Raw genomic sequence first — 15,881 nt, 5'->3', positions numbered from 1 at the left:
AGCAGGCGGATCGTCAGTGCTGCGCCGCCGCTCATGCGAACCATTCTCCCAGTCGGTCGCCGAGCAGGCGGAGACCCGCCGAGTTCGACGATTTCACCAGCACGGTGTCGCCCGGCCGGGCGATCGAGGTCACGAGGTCGAACGCCTCGTCGGCGGTCTCGACGTAGGCGGACTCGCCGTCCCACGACCCCTCGTTGATGGCCGTGATGTGGAGGCGACGCGCGCCGGGACCCACCACGACGAGCTGCGAGATGCCGAGCCGCACGGCGAGCAGGCCGATGCGGTCGTGCTCCTCGCCCGAGAACTCGCCGAGCTCGCTCATCTCGCCGAGCACCGCGATGGTGCGCGTGCCCGGCTCCTGGACCTGGGCGAGCGTCTTGAGCGCGGCCGACATCGAGTCGGGGCTCGCGTTGTAGGCGTCGTTGATGATCGTGACGTCGTCGCGCCCGCCCATGACCTCCATGCGCCAGCGCTCGGCGAGGGTCACGGACTCGAGCGCCTCGACGATCGCCGGCAGCGGCACGCCGAGCTCGAGCGCCGCGGCGGTGGCCGCGAGGGCGTTCATGATGTGGTGCTCGCCGAGCACGCCGAAGCGCACGCGGACGGATGCCCCGCCGGGAGCCGTGACCGTGAACTCCGTGCCGCGCGCGTGCACCACCAGGTCGGTCGCCCGCACGTCGGCGCGCTCGCCGAGGCCGAACCACACGACGCGGGCCGCGGTGACGTCGGCCATCGAGGCGACGCGCGGGTCGTCGGCGTTCAGCACGGCGACCTCGTCGGCCGTGAGCTCGGTCACCATCTCGGACTTGGCGCGCACGGTCTGCTCGATGCCGCCGAACTCGCCGGCATGGGCGAGGCCGACCTTCAGCACGATGCCGATGTCGGGGTGCGCCATGCGCACGAGCCGGGCGATCTCGCCGACGGCCGACGCGCCCATCTCGGCGACGAGGAACTCCGTGTCGTCGGTGAGCTCGAGCGCCGTGATCGGGCCGCCGACCTCGTTGTTGAACGACTTCCGTGAGGCGACGGTGTCGCCCTGCGCGGTGAGGATCTCGCGGAGGAGGTTCTTCGTCGTGGTCTTGCCGTTCGAGCCGGTGACGCCGACGATCCGCAGGCGCCCGCGGGCCCGCACCCGACGCACGACCTCGGTCGCGAGGGCGCCGAGCGCGTCGACCGAGTCGGCGACGACGACCTGCGGAACGGGAAGCTCGAGGACCCGCTCGACGACGAGCAGTGCTGCGCCCTGCTCGACGGCGGCCGGCGCGAACCGGTGTCCGTCATCGAACTCGCCGCGCTTGGCGAAGAACAGGTCACCCGACCCGACCTCGCGGGAGTCGGTGGTCACGACGCCGTCGACGACCGTGTCGGCCGTGGCATCCGTGCCCTGGAGGTGCAGCATGCCGTCGACCGCCGAGGCGATCTCGGCGAGGGTGAGGGCGATCATGCGTCCCAGCCCGCCTCGCGCAGTGCCTGCTTCGCGTCGTCTCTGGCTGAGTACGGGATCTTCACGCCCTTCACCTCGTGGTAGTCCTCATGGCCCGGTCCGGCATAGAGGATCGCGTCCCCCTCGCCGGCGAGGGCGACCGCGGCGCGGAACGCCTCGCGCGGATCCGCGATCTCGTGGACCTCGCGATCGGGCACGGCCTCGCGGGCGCCCGCGATGAGCGCGGCGCGGATGGCGGCCGGGTCCTCCCACCGCGGGTGGAAGTCGGTGATCACCACGACGTCGGCGCCGCGGGCGGCGATCGCGCCCATCTCGGCGCGCTTCGTGGTGTCGCGGTCGCCGTCGGCGCCGAACACCATGACGACGCGGCCCGTCGTGAACCGGCGGATGGCGCCGAGCGTCTGCAGGAACGCGTCGGGGCTGTGCCCGTAGTCGATGTAGACGAGCGGCCCGCGCTCCCCCGAGATGCGCTCGGCGCGGCCCGGAATGTACGCGTCGATGCCGCCGTCGCGCTCGAGCACATGCGCGACCTGCTCGAGGTCGTAGCCCGACTCGACGAGCATGACGATCGCGAGGGCGGCGTTCGCCGCCATGTACCAGCCGAGGAGCGGCACGCGGGTCTCGAGGCGTCGTCCGCCCGGGCCCTCGAGCACGAACGAGGTGTACGTCGCGGTCTCCTCGAGCAACTGGAGGCGCCAGTCCGCGTCGACCGCGGGGTCGGTCGAGAGGGTCGTGACGGGGATGCGCGACTCGGCGACGAGGCGACGGCCCCAGTCGGAGTCGATCGTGACGACGCCTCGGCGCGAGCGCTCGGGCTGGAACAGCTCGCGCTTCGCCTCGAAGTACAGGTCCATCGACGCGTAGTCGTCGAGGTGGTCGTGCGAGAGGTTCGTGAAGCCGACGACGTCGAACACGAGTCCGTCGACGCGGTGCCGCGAGAGCGCCTGCGCGGAGACCTCGATGCCGACAGCGCGCACGTCGACCTCCTGCATGCGCGCGAGCAGGGCGTGCAGCTCGCTCGCCTCGGGGGTCGTCAGCGAGCTCGTGACCGCCTCGTCGCCGATGCGGCGCTCGGCCGTCGACGTGAGGCCGGCCACCACGCCGAGCTGGCGCAGGATGCCGTAGAGCAGGTAGACGACGCTGGTCTTGCCGTTGGTGCCGGTCACGGCGAAGAGCGTGGCGGGGTTGTCGGCGGTGCGGTGGATCCAGGCGGCGACCTCGCCGAGCGCGGCGCGGGCGTCGGGGGTGACGAGGAGCGGCAGGCCCGACTCGGCGGCGAGGTCGGCCCCGGCCGGGTCGGTGAGCACGGCCACGGCGCCGCCGTCGCGGGCGGCCGCGGCGAACGACGCGCCGTGCGCGTTGCGGCCGGGCACGCCGACGTAGAGGTCGCCGGGGCGGACGGCCCCGGAGTTGAGCACGACGCCGGTGACCTCGAGGTCGTCGATGTCGCCGCGCACGTCGAGGTCGAACGTCTCGGCCAGGCCGTGAAGCGATCGAGGGCTCGGATGCTGCGGCCGGAGGGCCGTTGGAGGCGATCCGGTCACGAACCCAACTTTCTCACCAGGTGGCTGGCAGCTCGGGCGCCGGGGCGCCGGATGGAACGGTCCGATACTTCTTCAGCACCTGGCTCATCACCTGTTGGAAGACGGGAGCGGATGCGGCGGACGAGTTCATCTTAACGGGATTCATGATGCTCACCGAAACGACGAACTGGGGATCGTCGGCCGGCGCGAACCCAGACACCGACACGAGGTAGCCGCTCAGGTAGCCCCCGTTCCCATCGGGAACCTGGGCCGTGCCGGTCTTCGCGGCGACGCGGTAGCCCGGGATCTCCCACTTGTCGGCGAGCCAGCCCTCGAGGTACACGCGCTCGAGCATGGCGCTCGTCTGCTGCGACGCGGCGGCCGAGATGACCCGCTCGCCCTCGGACTGCGCCGGGGTGTCGTCGCCGCATCCGTCGACGAGCCGAACCGGCATCCGCACGCCGCCGTTGGCGATCGTCTGGTACACGCTCGCGATCTGCACCGCGGTCGTCGTGAGGCCCTGCCCGAACATGGTGGCGTACTTCGTCTGGTTGTCCCAGCCCTCGGGTCCGCCGTGCAGGTCGCCCGGCTCCTCGCCCGGGAAGCCCACCTCGGTGCGCTCCCCCAGCCCGAAGGCGAGCATGTCGTCGTAGCGCTCCTGGTCGCTCAGCCGCTCGCCGAACTGCGACATGCCGGTGTTCGACGACTCGATGAGCACGCCCGTGAGCGTGAGCCGCTCGTCGCCGTGGAATCCGCTGTCGTTGATGTTCGCGCCGTTCGGCGGCAGGTAGCGGTAGGGCGCGACGATCTGGCTGACCGGGTCGGCCTTGCCGGCGTCGATGACGGATGCCGCGGTGAGCGCCTTGAACGTCGAGCCGGGCTCGAACGGCGCGGTGAACGCGCGCGACCCGCGGTTCGCCGAGTCCGTCGCCGACGGCGCGTTCGGATCGACCGTCGGCACGTCGGCGACGGCGAGCAGCCGCCCGGTCTTCGCCTCCATGACCGTGACGGTCGCCCAGTCGGCGCCGACCGCCTGCACCTGCGCCTCGGCGATCCGCTGCACCATCCACTGCAGGTCCGAGTCGATCGTGAGCTTCAGCGTGCCGCCGTCGTGCGCCTGCTCGTGCACGACCTCGGTGCCCGGGATCTGCACCCAGTCCTCGAGGCTGTGCAGGTAGCTGTACGCCCCGTCCTGCCCGGCGAGGCACTCGTCCTCCGAGTACTCGAGGCCCGCGACGGCGTTGCCGTCGGGGTCGACGAAGCCGATCAGGTTGCCGCCCACCGCGCCGTTCGGGTAGTAGCGGCTGGGGTGCTCCCACGGCACGACCCACGGGATGTCGAGCTCCTTCACGCGCTCGTAGGTGTCGGTGTCGACGAGCTTGGCGACATAGGCGAAGTCCGACTCGGCGTTCTCGGCGAGCGAGTCGGCGATGATCTGCTGCACCTGCTCGCCGGTCAGTCCGATGACGGCGCCGAGCTCGGCCGCGGACTGCTCCAGCGGCACGTCGACCTGCACGGTCTTCGACGGATCGTCCGGATCGGGCTCCTCGCGCGTGATGGGCCCCGCGTTCGCGTTCTTCGGCGACACCGCGATGTCGTACCGCATGACGGTGTCGGCGAGGACCGTGCCGTTGCGGTCGACGATGTCACCGCGCGCGCCGTACACCGTGACCGACGTCGAGCGTCGGCCCTCGGCCTCCTCGCTGAGCTCCGCGGCCCGCACGACCTGGAGGTCGACGAGCCGCACCACGAACACGCCGACGAGCGCGACCAGCACGACCGCGGCGAGGAGGATCCGGCGCATCGGGTGGCGGCTGGTGCCGTTCATTCGAGCCTTTCCTCGGGGGATCAGTGCGTGGCGGGCGTCGGGAGGCCTTCGGCGGGCGGCGGCGGGACGACCGGCGGTGCATCGGCTGCGGTCGCCGGCGCCTCCCCCGAGGTCCCTCCGTTCGGAGTCTGCCCCTGCTGCTGCTCGGTCACGAGCGGCACGCCGTCGATGAGCGCATTGGGCACGAGCGGGGCGGATGCCGCGGCGGCGCCGGTCGCGGGCGTCGGCTGGCCGAGCACCGCCCCGTCGGACAGGCGCAGGTACACCGGGTCGGCGTTCGGCACCATGCCGAGCGCCTCGGCGTTGCTCGCGAGGTACTGCGGGGACTCGACGCGGTCGAGGTCCTCGGAGAGCTTCTGGTGCTCGCGTGCGAGCTCCGCCTGCTGCACCTGGTAGGCGTCGATCTCGTACGCGCCCTGCGCGACGGCGATCGAGAGCAGCAGCTGGACGGCGACGATGAGCGCGACCCCGCCGAGCGCGATCACCGCATAGGCCAGCCGGGGCTTCGCGCGGCGGCCGGGTTCGGGCGCCGGGCGGAGGCGGCGCTCGGGCTTCGGGGCGGAGGTCCTCCGGGGTGCGGGGGCGGACTGGGCCGGCAGTGCGGTCACGACGGCCTCCTCACTCGTTCCGCGGCGCGCAGGCGCACCGGCTTCGCACGCGGGTTCTCCGCCTGCTCGGATTCGCTCGCCAGCTCGGCGCCCCGGACGAGGAGGCGGAACTGCGGCTTGTGCTCGGGCAGCTCCATCGGCAGCCCGGGAGGAGCCGAGGAGGTGGACGCCGTCGCGAGCACCCGCTTCACGATGCGGTCCTCCAGCGACTGGTACGCCAGGACGACGATCCGGCCGCCGAGGGCGATCGAGTCGAGCGCGGCCGGCATCGCGCGCTGGAGCACGGACAGCTCCTCGTTCACCTCGATGCGCAGCGCCTGGAAGACCCGCTTGGCGGGGTGCCCCTGCCGCTGCACGGCGACGGGCGTGGCATCCGTGAGGATCGCGACGAGCTGCCCCGAGCGCGTGATGGGCTCCTCGGCGCGCGCCCGGACGATCGCCCGGGCGTAGCGCTGGGCGAGCTTCTCCTCCCCGTACTCCTGGAAGATGCGGCGCAGGTCCTGCTCGCTCGACTCGGCGATCACGTCGGCCGCGGTGCGGCCCCGCGTGGAGTCCATCCGCATGTCCAGCGGGGCATCCTTCGCGTACGCGAACCCGCGCTCGGCGCGATCGAGCTGCAGCGACGAGACGCCGAGGTCGAAGAGCACGCCCTGCACCTCGTCGAAGCCCTCGGACCGGATCGCCTCGGCGATGCCGTCGTAGACCGTGTGGACGAACCGGGCGCGGTCGCCGAACGCGGCGAGCCGCTCACGCGCGATGGCGAGGGCGTCGGTGTCGCGGTCGAGGCCGATGACCGTGAGCCTCGGGAACCGCTCGAGGAACGCGCGACTGTGGCCGCCCATGCCGAGCGTGGCATCGACGAGCACCGCGCCCTCCGACTCGATGGCGGGGGCGAGCAGCTCGACGGTGCGTTCGAGCATGACGGGGGTGTGGATGCGTTCGATGTCCATGATTCCTTCGGGACCGGTTCCCGGACTCCGATCCCCATCCGTTCGTCCTGGTGCGGGGAAGTGCATCAGGCGCGCACGGCTGGGAGTCGCAATCCGGGACTAGAACAGCCCGGGGATCACCTCCTCCGCCGTCTCCGCGAAGGCCGCCTCCTGCTCGGCGAGGTATGTCTGCCATGCCTCGGCATCCCAGATCTCCACCCGGCTGCCGGCGCCGATGACCGCGAGGTCTCGGTCGAGCCCCGCATAGCTGCGGAGCGTGGCGGGGATGGTGACCCGATGCTGCTTGTCGGGGGTCTCCGCGGATGCCCCCGAGAGGAAGACGCGCATGTAGTCGCGCGCCTGCTTGCTCGTCACGGGGGCCTGGCGGATCTTGTCGCTCATCTGCTCGAACTCCCGTGCGCTGAACACGTAGATGCAGCGCTCCTGCCCGCGCGTGAGCACCAGGCCGGTCGAGAGCTCCTCCCGGAACTTCGCCGGAAGAATGACGCGACCCTTCTCATCGAGCTTCGGTTCGTAGGTTCCGAGGAACATCGCGCCACCCCCTTTCCTCCGGCCAGGATCCAGGTGACCCCACTTTACTCCACTCTCATCCACCGATCAACGACATTCGCTCGTTTCCGGGCACGCCGCGGTGTGAGATCCCTGTGAATACGGGGCGATCCGGTCGTGGAGCCCAGTGGAGGGAATTCACCCAACCGGGACGAGATCGGGCGTGCTCGGGGTGTTCCCGGGGAGGATTCGGGCCGTTCCGGGCCGCTTCAGGGGCAGAGACGGGCGATGCGGGGCATCCGGATGCCGCTCAGGAGACGAGAAACGGGCCGATCCGAAGATCGACCCGTCGAGGTGGTGGGAAGTGGAGGGCGGCTAGTCCCGACCCTCCTGCCTGCGGTCCCAGCGGTCGTTCAGGCGGTCCATGAACCCGCCGCCCGAGCGCTTGCCCTTCGACGAGCCCGACGTGGGCTCGGCCGGGGCCGGCGCGGCTGCGCCGCGCTTGCCGGGGGTGATGGCCAGGAGCACGCCGCCGAACATGAGCGCGAAGCCGATGACGCCGACGATCAGCAGCTGGAGCGCGACGCCGGCGATGAGGGCGCCGATACCCGCGACCGCGAGCAGGACGCCGAGCACGATGGAACGATAGTTGGGCCGACGACCCCGAACGCCACCCACCGCATGCACGAAATCCGCGTCGTTGCGATAGAGGTTGCGCTCCATCTCCTCGAGAAGACGTTGCTCCTGCTCTGAAAGCGGCATCTCATTCCCCTCAGGCTCGGGATCGACGCATCCGTGGTCATTCTAGCGCCGCGTCGCCTCGCTAGGCTAGGCGGGTGGCTCGTGGTTCCCGGCTCGTCGATCTGGTCCAAACGCGCATCGAGGACTTCCTCGCTGAACGCACTTCCATTCTCCGCTCCATCAGCCCCGACCTCGACCCGCTCGACGAGTTCTCAAGGCGCTTTCTCAGCGGCGGCAAGCGCTTCCGGGCGCTGTTTTGCTACTGGGGATGGGAGGCGGTCGCGGGGCGCGGGTTCGACCCGTTCGAGTCCGACGGCGGACGCGATCACTACCCCGTCGTCTCGGCCGCCTCGGCCCTCGAGCTGTTCCACGCGGCGGCGCTCGTGCACGACGACATCATCGACAACTCCGACACCCGTCGCGGAGCCCCCTCGGCGCACCGGCTCTTCGAGTCGCTGCACGCCGAGTCGGGCTGGGCGGGCGGCTCGGCGGACTTCGGACGCGCGTCGGCGATCCTGCTCGGCGACCTCCTCCTCGGCTGGAGCGACGAGCTGCTCGGCGAGGGGCTCGACGCGGTGGCCGATCGCGAGGCGGCGCGTGCCGCTCGCGCCGAGTTCATGCGCATGCGCACGGAGGTGACGTCGGGGCAGTACCTCGACATCCTCGAGGAGCGGGCCTGGCTCGTGCAGCCCGAGGCGCAGCAGCGCACCCGCGCCGAGCGCGTGATCGTCTACAAGTCGGCGAAGTACTCGATCGAGTCGCCGCTCGTCATCGGCGGCGCGCTGGCCGGCGCGTCCGCTGCGCAGCTCGCCGCGTTGCGGGGGTTCGGCCTCCCGCTCGGCATCGCGTACCAACTGCGCGACGACCTGCTCGGCGTCTTCGGCGACCCCGAGGTCACCGGCAAGCCGAGCGGCGACGACCTCCGCGAGGGCAAGCGCACGATGCTCGTCGCGATCGCTCGCGAACGGCTGGCGCCCGGGCAGCGCCGGCTCCTCGACGAACTGCTCGGCGATCCCGACCTCGGCGCCGACCAGGTGCGGATGCTGCAGCGCACGATCTCCGAGTGCGGCGCCGTGGAGGAGATCGAGGCCATGATCGCCGACAACGTCGCTCGTGCGACGGCGGTGCTCGAGGAGGCCCCGATCAGCCGCGACGCGCGGGCAGAGCTCGGCTCGCTCGCCAGGGCCGTGACGCGCCGCACGAGCTGACCCGGAGGCGGGCGCGCGATCGCGCGATCGCGCTGCAGCCGTTCCGGGTCAGGCCAGGGCCTGGGCGACCCGGCGCACCTCGGACTTGCGACCCGCGCGCAGCGCGGCGATGGGGCTCGTGCCGAGGCTGTCGTCCTCGCCGATCAGCCACTCGAGCGCCTCGGCATCGCTGAAGCCGGCGTCGGCGAGCACCACGGCGGTACCGTGCAGCTCGGGCAGCGGCGCGTCGTCGCGGAGGAAGGACGCGGGCACCTTCAGCACGCCGTCGACGCGCGCCGCCAGCAGGTGGCGGTCGTCGATGAGCTTGCGGATGCGGCTCGGGGTCTGCCCGAGCCGCTCGACGAGGTCGGGAACGGTCAGCCACTCGATCTGGTCGTCGTCGGTCACGGGACCAGCCTGCCAGAGGAATGCGGCGCATCGGAAGCACCCCCGCCGCGACGCGCGGAGCCGTTCGACCCGGAGTCCGGGGACTCGCGGCGAGGTCGTTGACTCGCCCCACCCCCTGTGGGACGTTGGCGACGGACGAGGGGGTCCGGCCCGAGGGGGGATCATGTCGGACGGCACGGAGGCGGTTCGCTGGGGGCGTTCGCGCCGTACCGGCGCCGCGACCGGAGGCGCGGGGCGTCGCGGCATCCGCTCGGTGCTCGCCGTGCCGATCGCCATCGTGAGCACGGTCGCCGTGACCCTGGGCATCGCGCAGCCGGCCGACGCCGCGCCCGCACCGCTCCCGAAGCGGCAGCTGAAGCCGAAGTCGGTGGGCTCGGCGCCCCACGTCGGCGCCGCGGTCCCTGCCTCCGTGCCGGCGCCGCCCGAGTACGTCGTGGCCGAGGGCGACACCGTGAGCGGCATCGCCGAGCGGTTCGGGCTCGCGACCGCCGAGGTGCTCGCCGCGAACGGGCTCGGCTGGTCGAGCCTCATCTTCCCCGGCCAGCGGCTCGCGCTCCCCGGCGGCTCCGAGGGCGGATCGGCGCCCGCCCACCCGCCGCCGTCCGCGCCCGAGATCGCGCGCCACGTCGTCGTCGAGGGCGACACCGTGAGCAGCATCGCCGCCGCGTACGGACTCGACTCCGCCGACGTGCTGAGCGCCAACGGCCTCGGGCCGACGAGCCTGATCTTCCCCGGCGAGACCGTCGTGCTGCCGCTGGCCGACCCGTCGCAGACGCAGCCGGTGCCGCCGCCCGCGCCGCCCGCCGCCCCCGCCGAGCCCGAGTCCGACGACGCCGCCCTGCCGGTCGCGTCCGTGAGCGTGCCGCTCACCGACGAGATGCGGGCGAACGCGCGGATCGTCATCGACCTCGGACGCGCCCTCGGCGTGCCCGACCAGGGCATCGTGATCGCCCTCGCGGCCGCCGCGCAGGAGTCGGGCCTGCGCAACCTGCACCACGGCGACGGCGACTCGCTCGGCCTCTTCCAGCAGCGGCCGAGCGAGGGCTGGGGCGTGCCCGAGCAGGTGCTCGACCCCGTTCGCGCCACGACCGCGTTCTACGGCGGCGCGGCGAACCCGAATCCCGGTCGCACGAGCGGCCTGCTCGACATCGTCGGCTGGGAGGGCATGTCGGTCACCCAGGCGGCCCAGGCGGTGCAGCTCTCCGCGCACCCCGATCACTACGCGAAGTGGGAGGCGTCGGCGCGGGCCTGGCTGTCCGAGCTCGGCTGACGGCGGCGGGCTCGGCGAGACCTCGCCGCTCGGGGCGCTCTCGTCGTCATCCGGGGTCACGAAGCCGTTGCGATTCCTCCGTTCCTCGGCGTTTAGTCGGGTTGGGGCATGCACGGGTTCGTACACTCGAACGGTGACCACCGCGCCCGCCGACCCGATGATCGGCCGTCTCGTCGACGGCCGCTATCAGGTGCGCTCGCGGATCGCCCGCGGGGGCATGGCCACGGTCTACCTCGCGACCGACCTGCGCCTCGAGCGCCGCGTCGCGATCAAGATCATGCACGGCCACCTCGCCGACGACAACACGTTCAAGACCCGCTTCGTGCAGGAGGCGCGCTCGGCCGCACGGCTCGCGCACCCGAACGTCGTGAACGTGTTCGACCAGGGCCAGGACTCCGACATGGCCTACCTAGTCATGGAGTACCTGCCCGGCATCACGCTGCGCGAGCTGCTGAAGGACTACAAGAAGCTCACCCCCGAGCAGACCGTCGACATCATGGACGCGGTGCTGGCCGGCCTCGCCGCCGCGCACAAGGCCGGCATCGTGCACCGCGACCTCAAGCCCGAGAACGTGCTGCTGGCCGACGACGGGCGCATCAAGCTCGGCGACTTCGGCCTCGCGCGCGCCGCGAGCGCGAACACCGCGACCGGACAGGCCCTGCTCGGCACCATCGCGTACCTGTCCCCCGAACTCGTGACCCGCGGCGTCGCCGACGCGCGGAGCGACATCTACGCGGTGGGCATCATGATGTACGAGATGCTCACCGGCGAGCAGCCCTACGTGGGCGAGGCGCCGATGCAGATCGCCTACCAGCACGCCAACGACACCGTGCCGACGCCGAGCTCGAAGAACCCGTCGGTGCCCGTCGAGCTCGACGAGCTCGTGCTCTGGGCGACGGCGCGCGACCCCGAGGAGCGTCCGCACGACGCGCGCGACATGCTCGACCGGCTCCGCGAGGTCGAGCCCGCGATCCGCGCGCCGCGGCAGGCGCCGCGCACGCAGGCCACGGTCGTGCTCCCCGACGCGGCGATGCCCGTGGGCGTCGCGACGGCCGCGACCACCGTCATCGGCGGCGGCCCCGTGATCGCGGCGGCGCCCCCCGAGGCATCCGACGACGAGGCGGCGACCGCCCTGTCGGCGAGCTCCGACCGCCGTCGGCGTCGCGGCTACTGGATCTTCGCGCTCGTGCTGCTGCTCACCGGGCTCGCGGCGGGCACCGGCTGGTACTTCGGCGCCGGGCCCGGAGCCATGGCGACCGTCCCCGAGACGGCGACCCTGCTGCCCGACAACGCCCGCCAGGTGCTCGCCGAGGAGGGCTTCCAGGTCGCCGACGCCGAGCGCAACGACCCGCGGGTGCCGGCGGGACAGGTCTCGGGCACCGATCCGGCCGCGGGTGAGCAGGCCCGGCGCGGATCGACCGTGACCATGTTCGTCTCGCTCGGCCCGCGCATGCTGCCCATGCCCCAGGTGGTGGGCCAGCCCGAGGCCGACGCACGCGCCGCCCTCGGCGACTTCACGGTCGCCGAGCAGGCCGCGCAGCAGTTCTCCGGCGACATCGCGGCGGGCTCGGTCATCGCGGTCCTCGGGGCCGACGGCAACCCCGTGGGAGCCGAGTACCCCGAGCTCGGCGACCTCACGCTCGTCGTCTCCGTGGGCGCGATCCCCGACGTGACGGGCATGCCCGTCGCCGACGCCGAAGCCGCCATCACCGGTGCGGGACTCGTGGTGGGCACCGCCGATCCCGAGTTCAACGACGAGGTGCCCGCCGATCACGTGATCTCATGGGCCCCGGCGACCGATCCGGTCCGCCCCGGCGACACCATCGTGATCACCGTGTCGAAGGGTCCCGACCTCATCGAGGTGCCCAACGTCATCACGGGCCAGACCGTCGCCTCGGCACGCCAGCAGCTCGAGGCGCTCGGGTTCACGGTGACGTCGAACGTGCCCGGCTTCCTCGAGGGCGCCGTCGTCGCGTCGGTGCAGAGCCCGGCGGCCGGCGAGAAGCTCAAGCGCGGCTCAGAGGTCACGGTCAACTTCGGCTGAGCCCGAGCGGATGCCTCGGGGCATCCGTCGGTGCACACGACGACGGCGGGGCATCCGTCGGCGCACACGACGACGGCGGGGCATCCGCCTGGACGCCCCGCCGTCGGCCGTCAGCGTGCGGTGAGCTCCTCGGCCACGAGGAAGGCCAGCTCGAGCGACTGCATGTGGTTGAGACGCGGGTCGCAGAGCGACTCGTAGCGCGTCGCGAGGGTCTCCTCGTCGATGTGCTCCGAGCCGCCGAGGCACTCGGTCACGTCGTCGCCCGTGAGCTCCACGTGGATGCCGCCCGGGTACGTGCCCGCGGCGCGGTGCGCGTCGAAGAACCCGCGGACCTCGTCGACCACGTCGTCGAAGCGGCGCGTCTTGTAGCCGTTCGGCGTCGTGATGCCGTTGCCGTGCATCGGGTCGGTGACCCACAGCGGATTGGCGTCGCTGCGCTTGATCGCCTCGAGCAGCGGCGGCAGGGCGTCGCGGATCTTGCCGGCGCCCATGCGCGTGATGAACGTGAGGCGGCCCGGCTCGCGGTGCGGGTCGAGCTTCTCGACGAGCTCGATCATCGTCTCGGGCGTCGTGGACGGCCCGAGCTTCACGCCGATCGGGTTGCGGACCCGCGACAGGAAGTCGACGTGCGCGCCGTCGAGGTCGCGCGTGCGCTCCCCGATCCAGATGAAGTGGCCCGAGGTGAGGTACGGCGTGCCGGTGCGCGAGTCGATGCGGGTCATCGGGCGCTCGTAGTCCATGAGCAGGCCCTCGTGGCCCGTGTAGAACTCGGTGTGCTTCAGCGCCTCGAAGTCGGCCCCGCACGCCTCCATGAACTTGATCGCGCGGTCGATCTCACGCGCGAGCGTCTCGTACCGGGCGTTCGCCGGGTTTGCCGAGAAGCCCTGGTTCCACGAGTGCACCTGGCGGAGGTCGGCGAACCCGCCCTGCGTGAACGCACGGATGAGGTTCAGGGTCGACGCGGCCATGTGGTAGCCGCGCACGAGCCGAGCGGGGTCGGCCTGACGCGACTCGGGCGTGAAGTCGTAGCCGTTCACGATGTCGCCGCGGTACGCGGGAAGCGTGACGCCGCCGCGCGTCTCGGTGTCGCTCGAGCGCGGCTTCGCGAACTGGCCCGCCATGCGGCCCATCTTCACGACCGGCATCGAGGCGCCGTAGGTGAGCACGACGGCCATCTGCAGCACCGTCTTCACGCGGTTGCGGATCTGGTCGGCGGTCGCCCCGGCGAACGTCTCCGCGCAGTCGCCGCCCTGCAGCAGGAACGACTCGCCGCGCGACGCGGCGGCCAGCCGGGTGCGCAGCATGTCGACCTCGCCGGCGAACACCAGCGGGGGCAGGGTCGCGAGCTCGGCGGATGCCGCGTGCGCCGCTTCGGCGTCGGGCCACGTGGGCTGCTGCTTGATCGGCAGCGTGCGCCAATAGTCGAGGCCGTCGATCACGGAGGGATCAGCGTTGACGACGGGCTCGAGGAGCTGTACCACGGGAGTGTCCTGAGGGGTCGGGGCGCGGGCGCGCCGGAACGGGAAACGCGGCGTCGCCTGCGCGCCGCCGCTTCCTCGAGCCTACCCCGATTGCGCGGCCCGCTGCTCCCGCACGGAGCTGGCGTACACGTCGACGTACTCCTGGCCGCTCAGCGACCGGAGTTCGTAGACGAGCTCGTCCGTCACGGAGCGCAACACGAACCGGTCGCCCTCGAGGCCCTCGAACCGCGAGAAGTCGAGCGGCTCGCCGATGATGATGCCGATGCGGCGCACCTTCGGCAGCCGCGTGCCGATCGGCATGACCTTCTCGGTGCCGATCATCGCGACGGGGATCACGGGCACGCCGGCCTCGAGCACCATGCGGGCCACTCCGGTGCGACCGCGGTACAGCCGCGCGTCGGGGCTGCGCGTGCCCTCCGGGTAGATGCCGAGGATGCCGCCCTCCCCGAGCACCCGGAGGCCGGTCGCGAGCGAGGCCTCGGACGCCTTGCCGCCCGAGCGGTCGATGGGAAGCTGCCCCGCTGCCTGGAAGAACGTGCGCGTCGCCCAGCCCTTCAGGCCCTTGCCGGTGAAGTACTCGCTCTTCGCGAGGAAGATCACTCGGCGGTCGACGATGAGCGGGAGGAAGATCGAGTCGATGAACGAGAGGTGGTTCGACGCGAGGATGACCGCGCCGTCCTTCGGGACGTTCTGGAGGCCGACGACCCAGGGCCGGAAGATCGCCAGCAGGATCGGCCCGATGACGATGTTCTTCATGATCCAGTAGAACACCCGGACCTCCCCTCGTCGCCGAACGAACGATTCAGCCTAGCGCCGAGCGGCTCAGGCGTGCTCCTCGACCCACACGCGCGCCAGGTCGGCCGCGCCGACCACGCCGGCGTCGTTCACGAGCTCCGCGATGACGAAGTCGGGCTCGGGGTGGTAGCCGCGCGCCGGGAGGTGCTGGAGGTATGCCTCGCGGATCGGGCCGAGCAGCAACTCCCCCGCGACGGCGACACCGCCGCCGAATACGAAGCGCTGCGGGTCGAGCACCGCCGACAGCGACGCCGACGCCTCGCCGAGCCAGTGGCCGAGCTGCCGGAGCGCGGCCACGGCCCCCGGGTCCTCCTGCTCGATGAGCCCGCCGACGATCGTGCCGTCGAGCGCGCCGCGCTCCTCGCGGGCGGCGGCGAGCTCCCGTCCGATGCCGCCGGCGTCGGCGATCTCGTTGGCCATGCGCAGCAGCGCGCGGCCCGAGCCGTACTGCTCGAGGCATCCGTACTGGCCGCAGCCGCAGGCGATGCCGCCGGGGACGAGGCGCATGTGGCCGAGCTCGGCGCCGGCGCCGAAGCCGCCGCGGAAGAGCCGGTCGCCGGCGACGATCGCCCCGCCGACGCCCGTGCCGACGGTGAGCATGACCATGTCGCTCACGAGGCGGCCGGCGCCGAACCGGAACTCGGCCCAGCCGGCGGCATTCGCATCGTTGTCGACGACCACGGTCGTGCCGACGCGGGCCTCGAGCTTCTCGCGGAACGGCTCGTTGCGCCAGTGGATGTTCGGGGCGTAGTAGACGGTCGACTGCGCGGCGTCGATGAAGCCCGCGGCGGCCACGCCCACCGCGGCGGCCGGTCCGTCGTCGGACAGCGACTCGATCATGGCGACGACCGCGTCCTCGAGGAGCTGCGGATCGCCCGCCGGCGTGGGCACGCGCTCCGACCGCACGATGGCGCCGAACTCGTCCACGACGGCCCCTGCGATCTTCGTCCCGCCGATGTCGATGCCGATCGCGTGCACGAGGGAGCCGCCTTTCGCAGGGGTTGGGACCGAGCACGCCCGAGCCCTCGTGGCCGCACGCGCAACGGCTAGAGTGTAGTCGACCCCAATGCCGAGGTTCGCGCGCCCCGTCGCGCCCGAGCTTCCCCGGTGCCG

The 15,881-nt window shown here is 72.1% G+C and carries 14 protein-coding genes; 3 read left to right on the top strand and 11 right to left on the bottom strand.

Annotated features, from left to right (window positions below):
* Positions 1–31: 31 nt before the first annotated feature.
* From murF to ACFVN5_RS08130, 7 genes are all read right to left on the bottom strand, one after another.
* Positions 32–1,444: a UDP-N-acetylmuramoyl-tripeptide--D-alanyl-D-alanine ligase gene (gene murF / locus ACFVN5_RS08160; RefSeq protein WP_376954478.1), complete on the bottom strand. Its 1,413-nt coding sequence runs from the start codon at positions 1,442–1,444 to the stop codon at positions 32–34.
* Positions 1,441–2,988, bottom strand: coding sequence for a Mur ligase family protein (locus ACFVN5_RS08155; RefSeq protein WP_376954476.1), 1,548 nt, complete (start codon positions 2,986–2,988; stop codon positions 1,441–1,443). The genes murF and ACFVN5_RS08155 overlap by 4 nt, the downstream gene beginning before the upstream one ends.
* 13 nt (positions 2,989–3,001) lie before the next feature.
* On the bottom strand, positions 3,002–4,795 hold the full coding sequence (locus tag ACFVN5_RS08150) for a peptidoglycan D,D-transpeptidase FtsI family protein (RefSeq protein ID WP_376954474.1): 1,794 nt from the start codon (positions 4,793–4,795) through the stop codon (positions 3,002–3,004).
* A gap of 20 nt (positions 4,796–4,815) precedes the next feature.
* Complete coding sequence (locus ACFVN5_RS08145; RefSeq protein WP_376954473.1) at positions 4,816–5,403, bottom strand: hypothetical protein; 588 nt, start codon at positions 5,401–5,403, stop codon at positions 4,816–4,818.
* Positions 5,400–6,353, bottom strand: a complete 954-nt coding sequence (gene rsmH / locus ACFVN5_RS08140; RefSeq protein ID WP_376954472.1) for a 16S rRNA (cytosine(1402)-N(4))-methyltransferase RsmH — start codon at positions 6,351–6,353, stop codon at positions 5,400–5,402. Before rsmH ends, ACFVN5_RS08145 begins: the two co-directional genes overlap by 4 nt.
* A gap of 99 nt (positions 6,354–6,452) precedes the next feature.
* Positions 6,453–6,884, bottom strand: coding sequence for a division/cell wall cluster transcriptional repressor MraZ (mraZ, locus tag ACFVN5_RS08135; RefSeq protein ID WP_148735185.1), 432 nt, complete (start codon positions 6,882–6,884; stop codon positions 6,453–6,455).
* Positions 6,885–7,217: 333 nt separating this feature from the next.
* Positions 7,218–7,604 (bottom strand): DUF3040 domain-containing protein, encoded by a 387-nt coding sequence (locus tag ACFVN5_RS08130; protein WP_376954471.1) that lies wholly within the window; start codon positions 7,602–7,604, stop codon positions 7,218–7,220.
* A gap of 74 nt (positions 7,605–7,678) precedes the next feature.
* Here ACFVN5_RS08130 and ACFVN5_RS08125 point away from each other — a divergent pair, with 74 nt between their 5' ends.
* Entirely contained in the window at positions 7,679–8,791 is a 1,113-nt protein-coding gene (locus ACFVN5_RS08125; protein WP_376954469.1) for a polyprenyl synthetase family protein, read from the top strand.
* Positions 8,792–8,839: 48 nt separating this feature from the next.
* On the opposite strand, the gene ACFVN5_RS08120 is transcribed toward ACFVN5_RS08125, so the two are convergent.
* Entirely contained in the window at positions 8,840–9,178 is a 339-nt protein-coding gene (locus tag ACFVN5_RS08120; RefSeq protein ID WP_376954468.1) for an Rv2175c family DNA-binding protein, read from the bottom strand.
* A gap of 163 nt (positions 9,179–9,341) precedes the next feature.
* On the opposite strand from ACFVN5_RS08120, the gene ACFVN5_RS08115 reads away from it, so the two are divergent.
* Positions 9,342–10,448, top strand: a complete 1,107-nt coding sequence (locus ACFVN5_RS08115; RefSeq protein WP_376954467.1) for a LysM peptidoglycan-binding domain-containing protein — start codon at positions 9,342–9,344, stop codon at positions 10,446–10,448.
* Between the two features lie 133 nt (positions 10,449–10,581).
* Complete coding sequence (gene pknB, locus ACFVN5_RS08110; protein WP_376954466.1) at positions 10,582–12,492, top strand: Stk1 family PASTA domain-containing Ser/Thr kinase; 1,911 nt, start codon at positions 10,582–10,584, stop codon at positions 12,490–12,492.
* Positions 12,493–12,602: 110 nt separating this feature from the next.
* On the opposite strand, the gene ACFVN5_RS08105 is transcribed toward pknB, so the two are convergent.
* From ACFVN5_RS08105 to ACFVN5_RS08095, 3 genes are all read right to left on the bottom strand, one after another.
* The gene (locus ACFVN5_RS08105) at positions 12,603–13,973 is read right to left on the bottom strand and encodes a class II 3-deoxy-7-phosphoheptulonate synthase (protein ID WP_376954464.1); all 1,371 of its coding nucleotides are present in this window, start codon (positions 13,971–13,973) and stop codon (positions 12,603–12,605) included.
* 81 nt (positions 13,974–14,054) lie between these two features.
* Positions 14,055–14,744: a lysophospholipid acyltransferase family protein gene (locus ACFVN5_RS08100; protein ID WP_376954463.1), complete on the bottom strand. Its 690-nt coding sequence runs from the start codon at positions 14,742–14,744 to the stop codon at positions 14,055–14,057.
* A 51-nt stretch (positions 14,745–14,795) separates the two neighbouring features.
* Positions 14,796–15,746 carry an ROK family glucokinase gene (locus ACFVN5_RS08095; RefSeq protein WP_376954462.1) on the bottom strand — a complete coding sequence of 317 codons (951 nt, stop codon included), beginning with the start codon at positions 15,744–15,746 and terminating at the stop codon, positions 14,796–14,798.
* Positions 15,747–15,881 lie beyond the last annotated feature (135 nt).

Origin of the sequence: Agromyces sp. NPDC057865, assembly GCF_042796995.1 — a bacterium.
Lineage (GTDB): Bacteria > Actinomycetota > Actinomycetes > Actinomycetales > Microbacteriaceae > Agromyces.
The sequence above is the reverse complement of the archived record's forward strand: the minus strand, read 5'-3'. Positions and strand labels throughout refer to the sequence as shown.

Bases quoted from the DNA above. Each gene is read 5' to 3' on its own strand.
- murF (WP_376954478.1), bottom strand. From the start codon at position 1,444: ATGATCGCCCTCACCCTCGCCGAGATCGCCTCGGCGGTCGACGGCATG.
- ACFVN5_RS08150 (WP_376954474.1), bottom strand. From the start codon at position 4,795: ATGAACGGCACCAGCCGCCACCCGATGCGCCGGATCCTCCTCGCCGCG.
- rsmH (WP_376954472.1), bottom strand. From the start codon at position 6,353: ATGGACATCGAACGCATCCACACCCCCGTCATGCTCGAACGCACCGTC.
- mraZ (WP_148735185.1), bottom strand. From the start codon at position 6,884: ATGTTCCTCGGAACCTACGAACCGAAGCTCGATGAGAAGGGTCGCGTC.
- ACFVN5_RS08130 (WP_376954471.1), bottom strand. From the start codon at position 7,604: ATGCCGCTTTCAGAGCAGGAGCAACGTCTTCTCGAGGAGATGGAGCGC.
- ACFVN5_RS08115 (WP_376954467.1), top strand. From the start codon at position 9,342: ATGTCGGACGGCACGGAGGCGGTTCGCTGGGGGCGTTCGCGCCGTACC.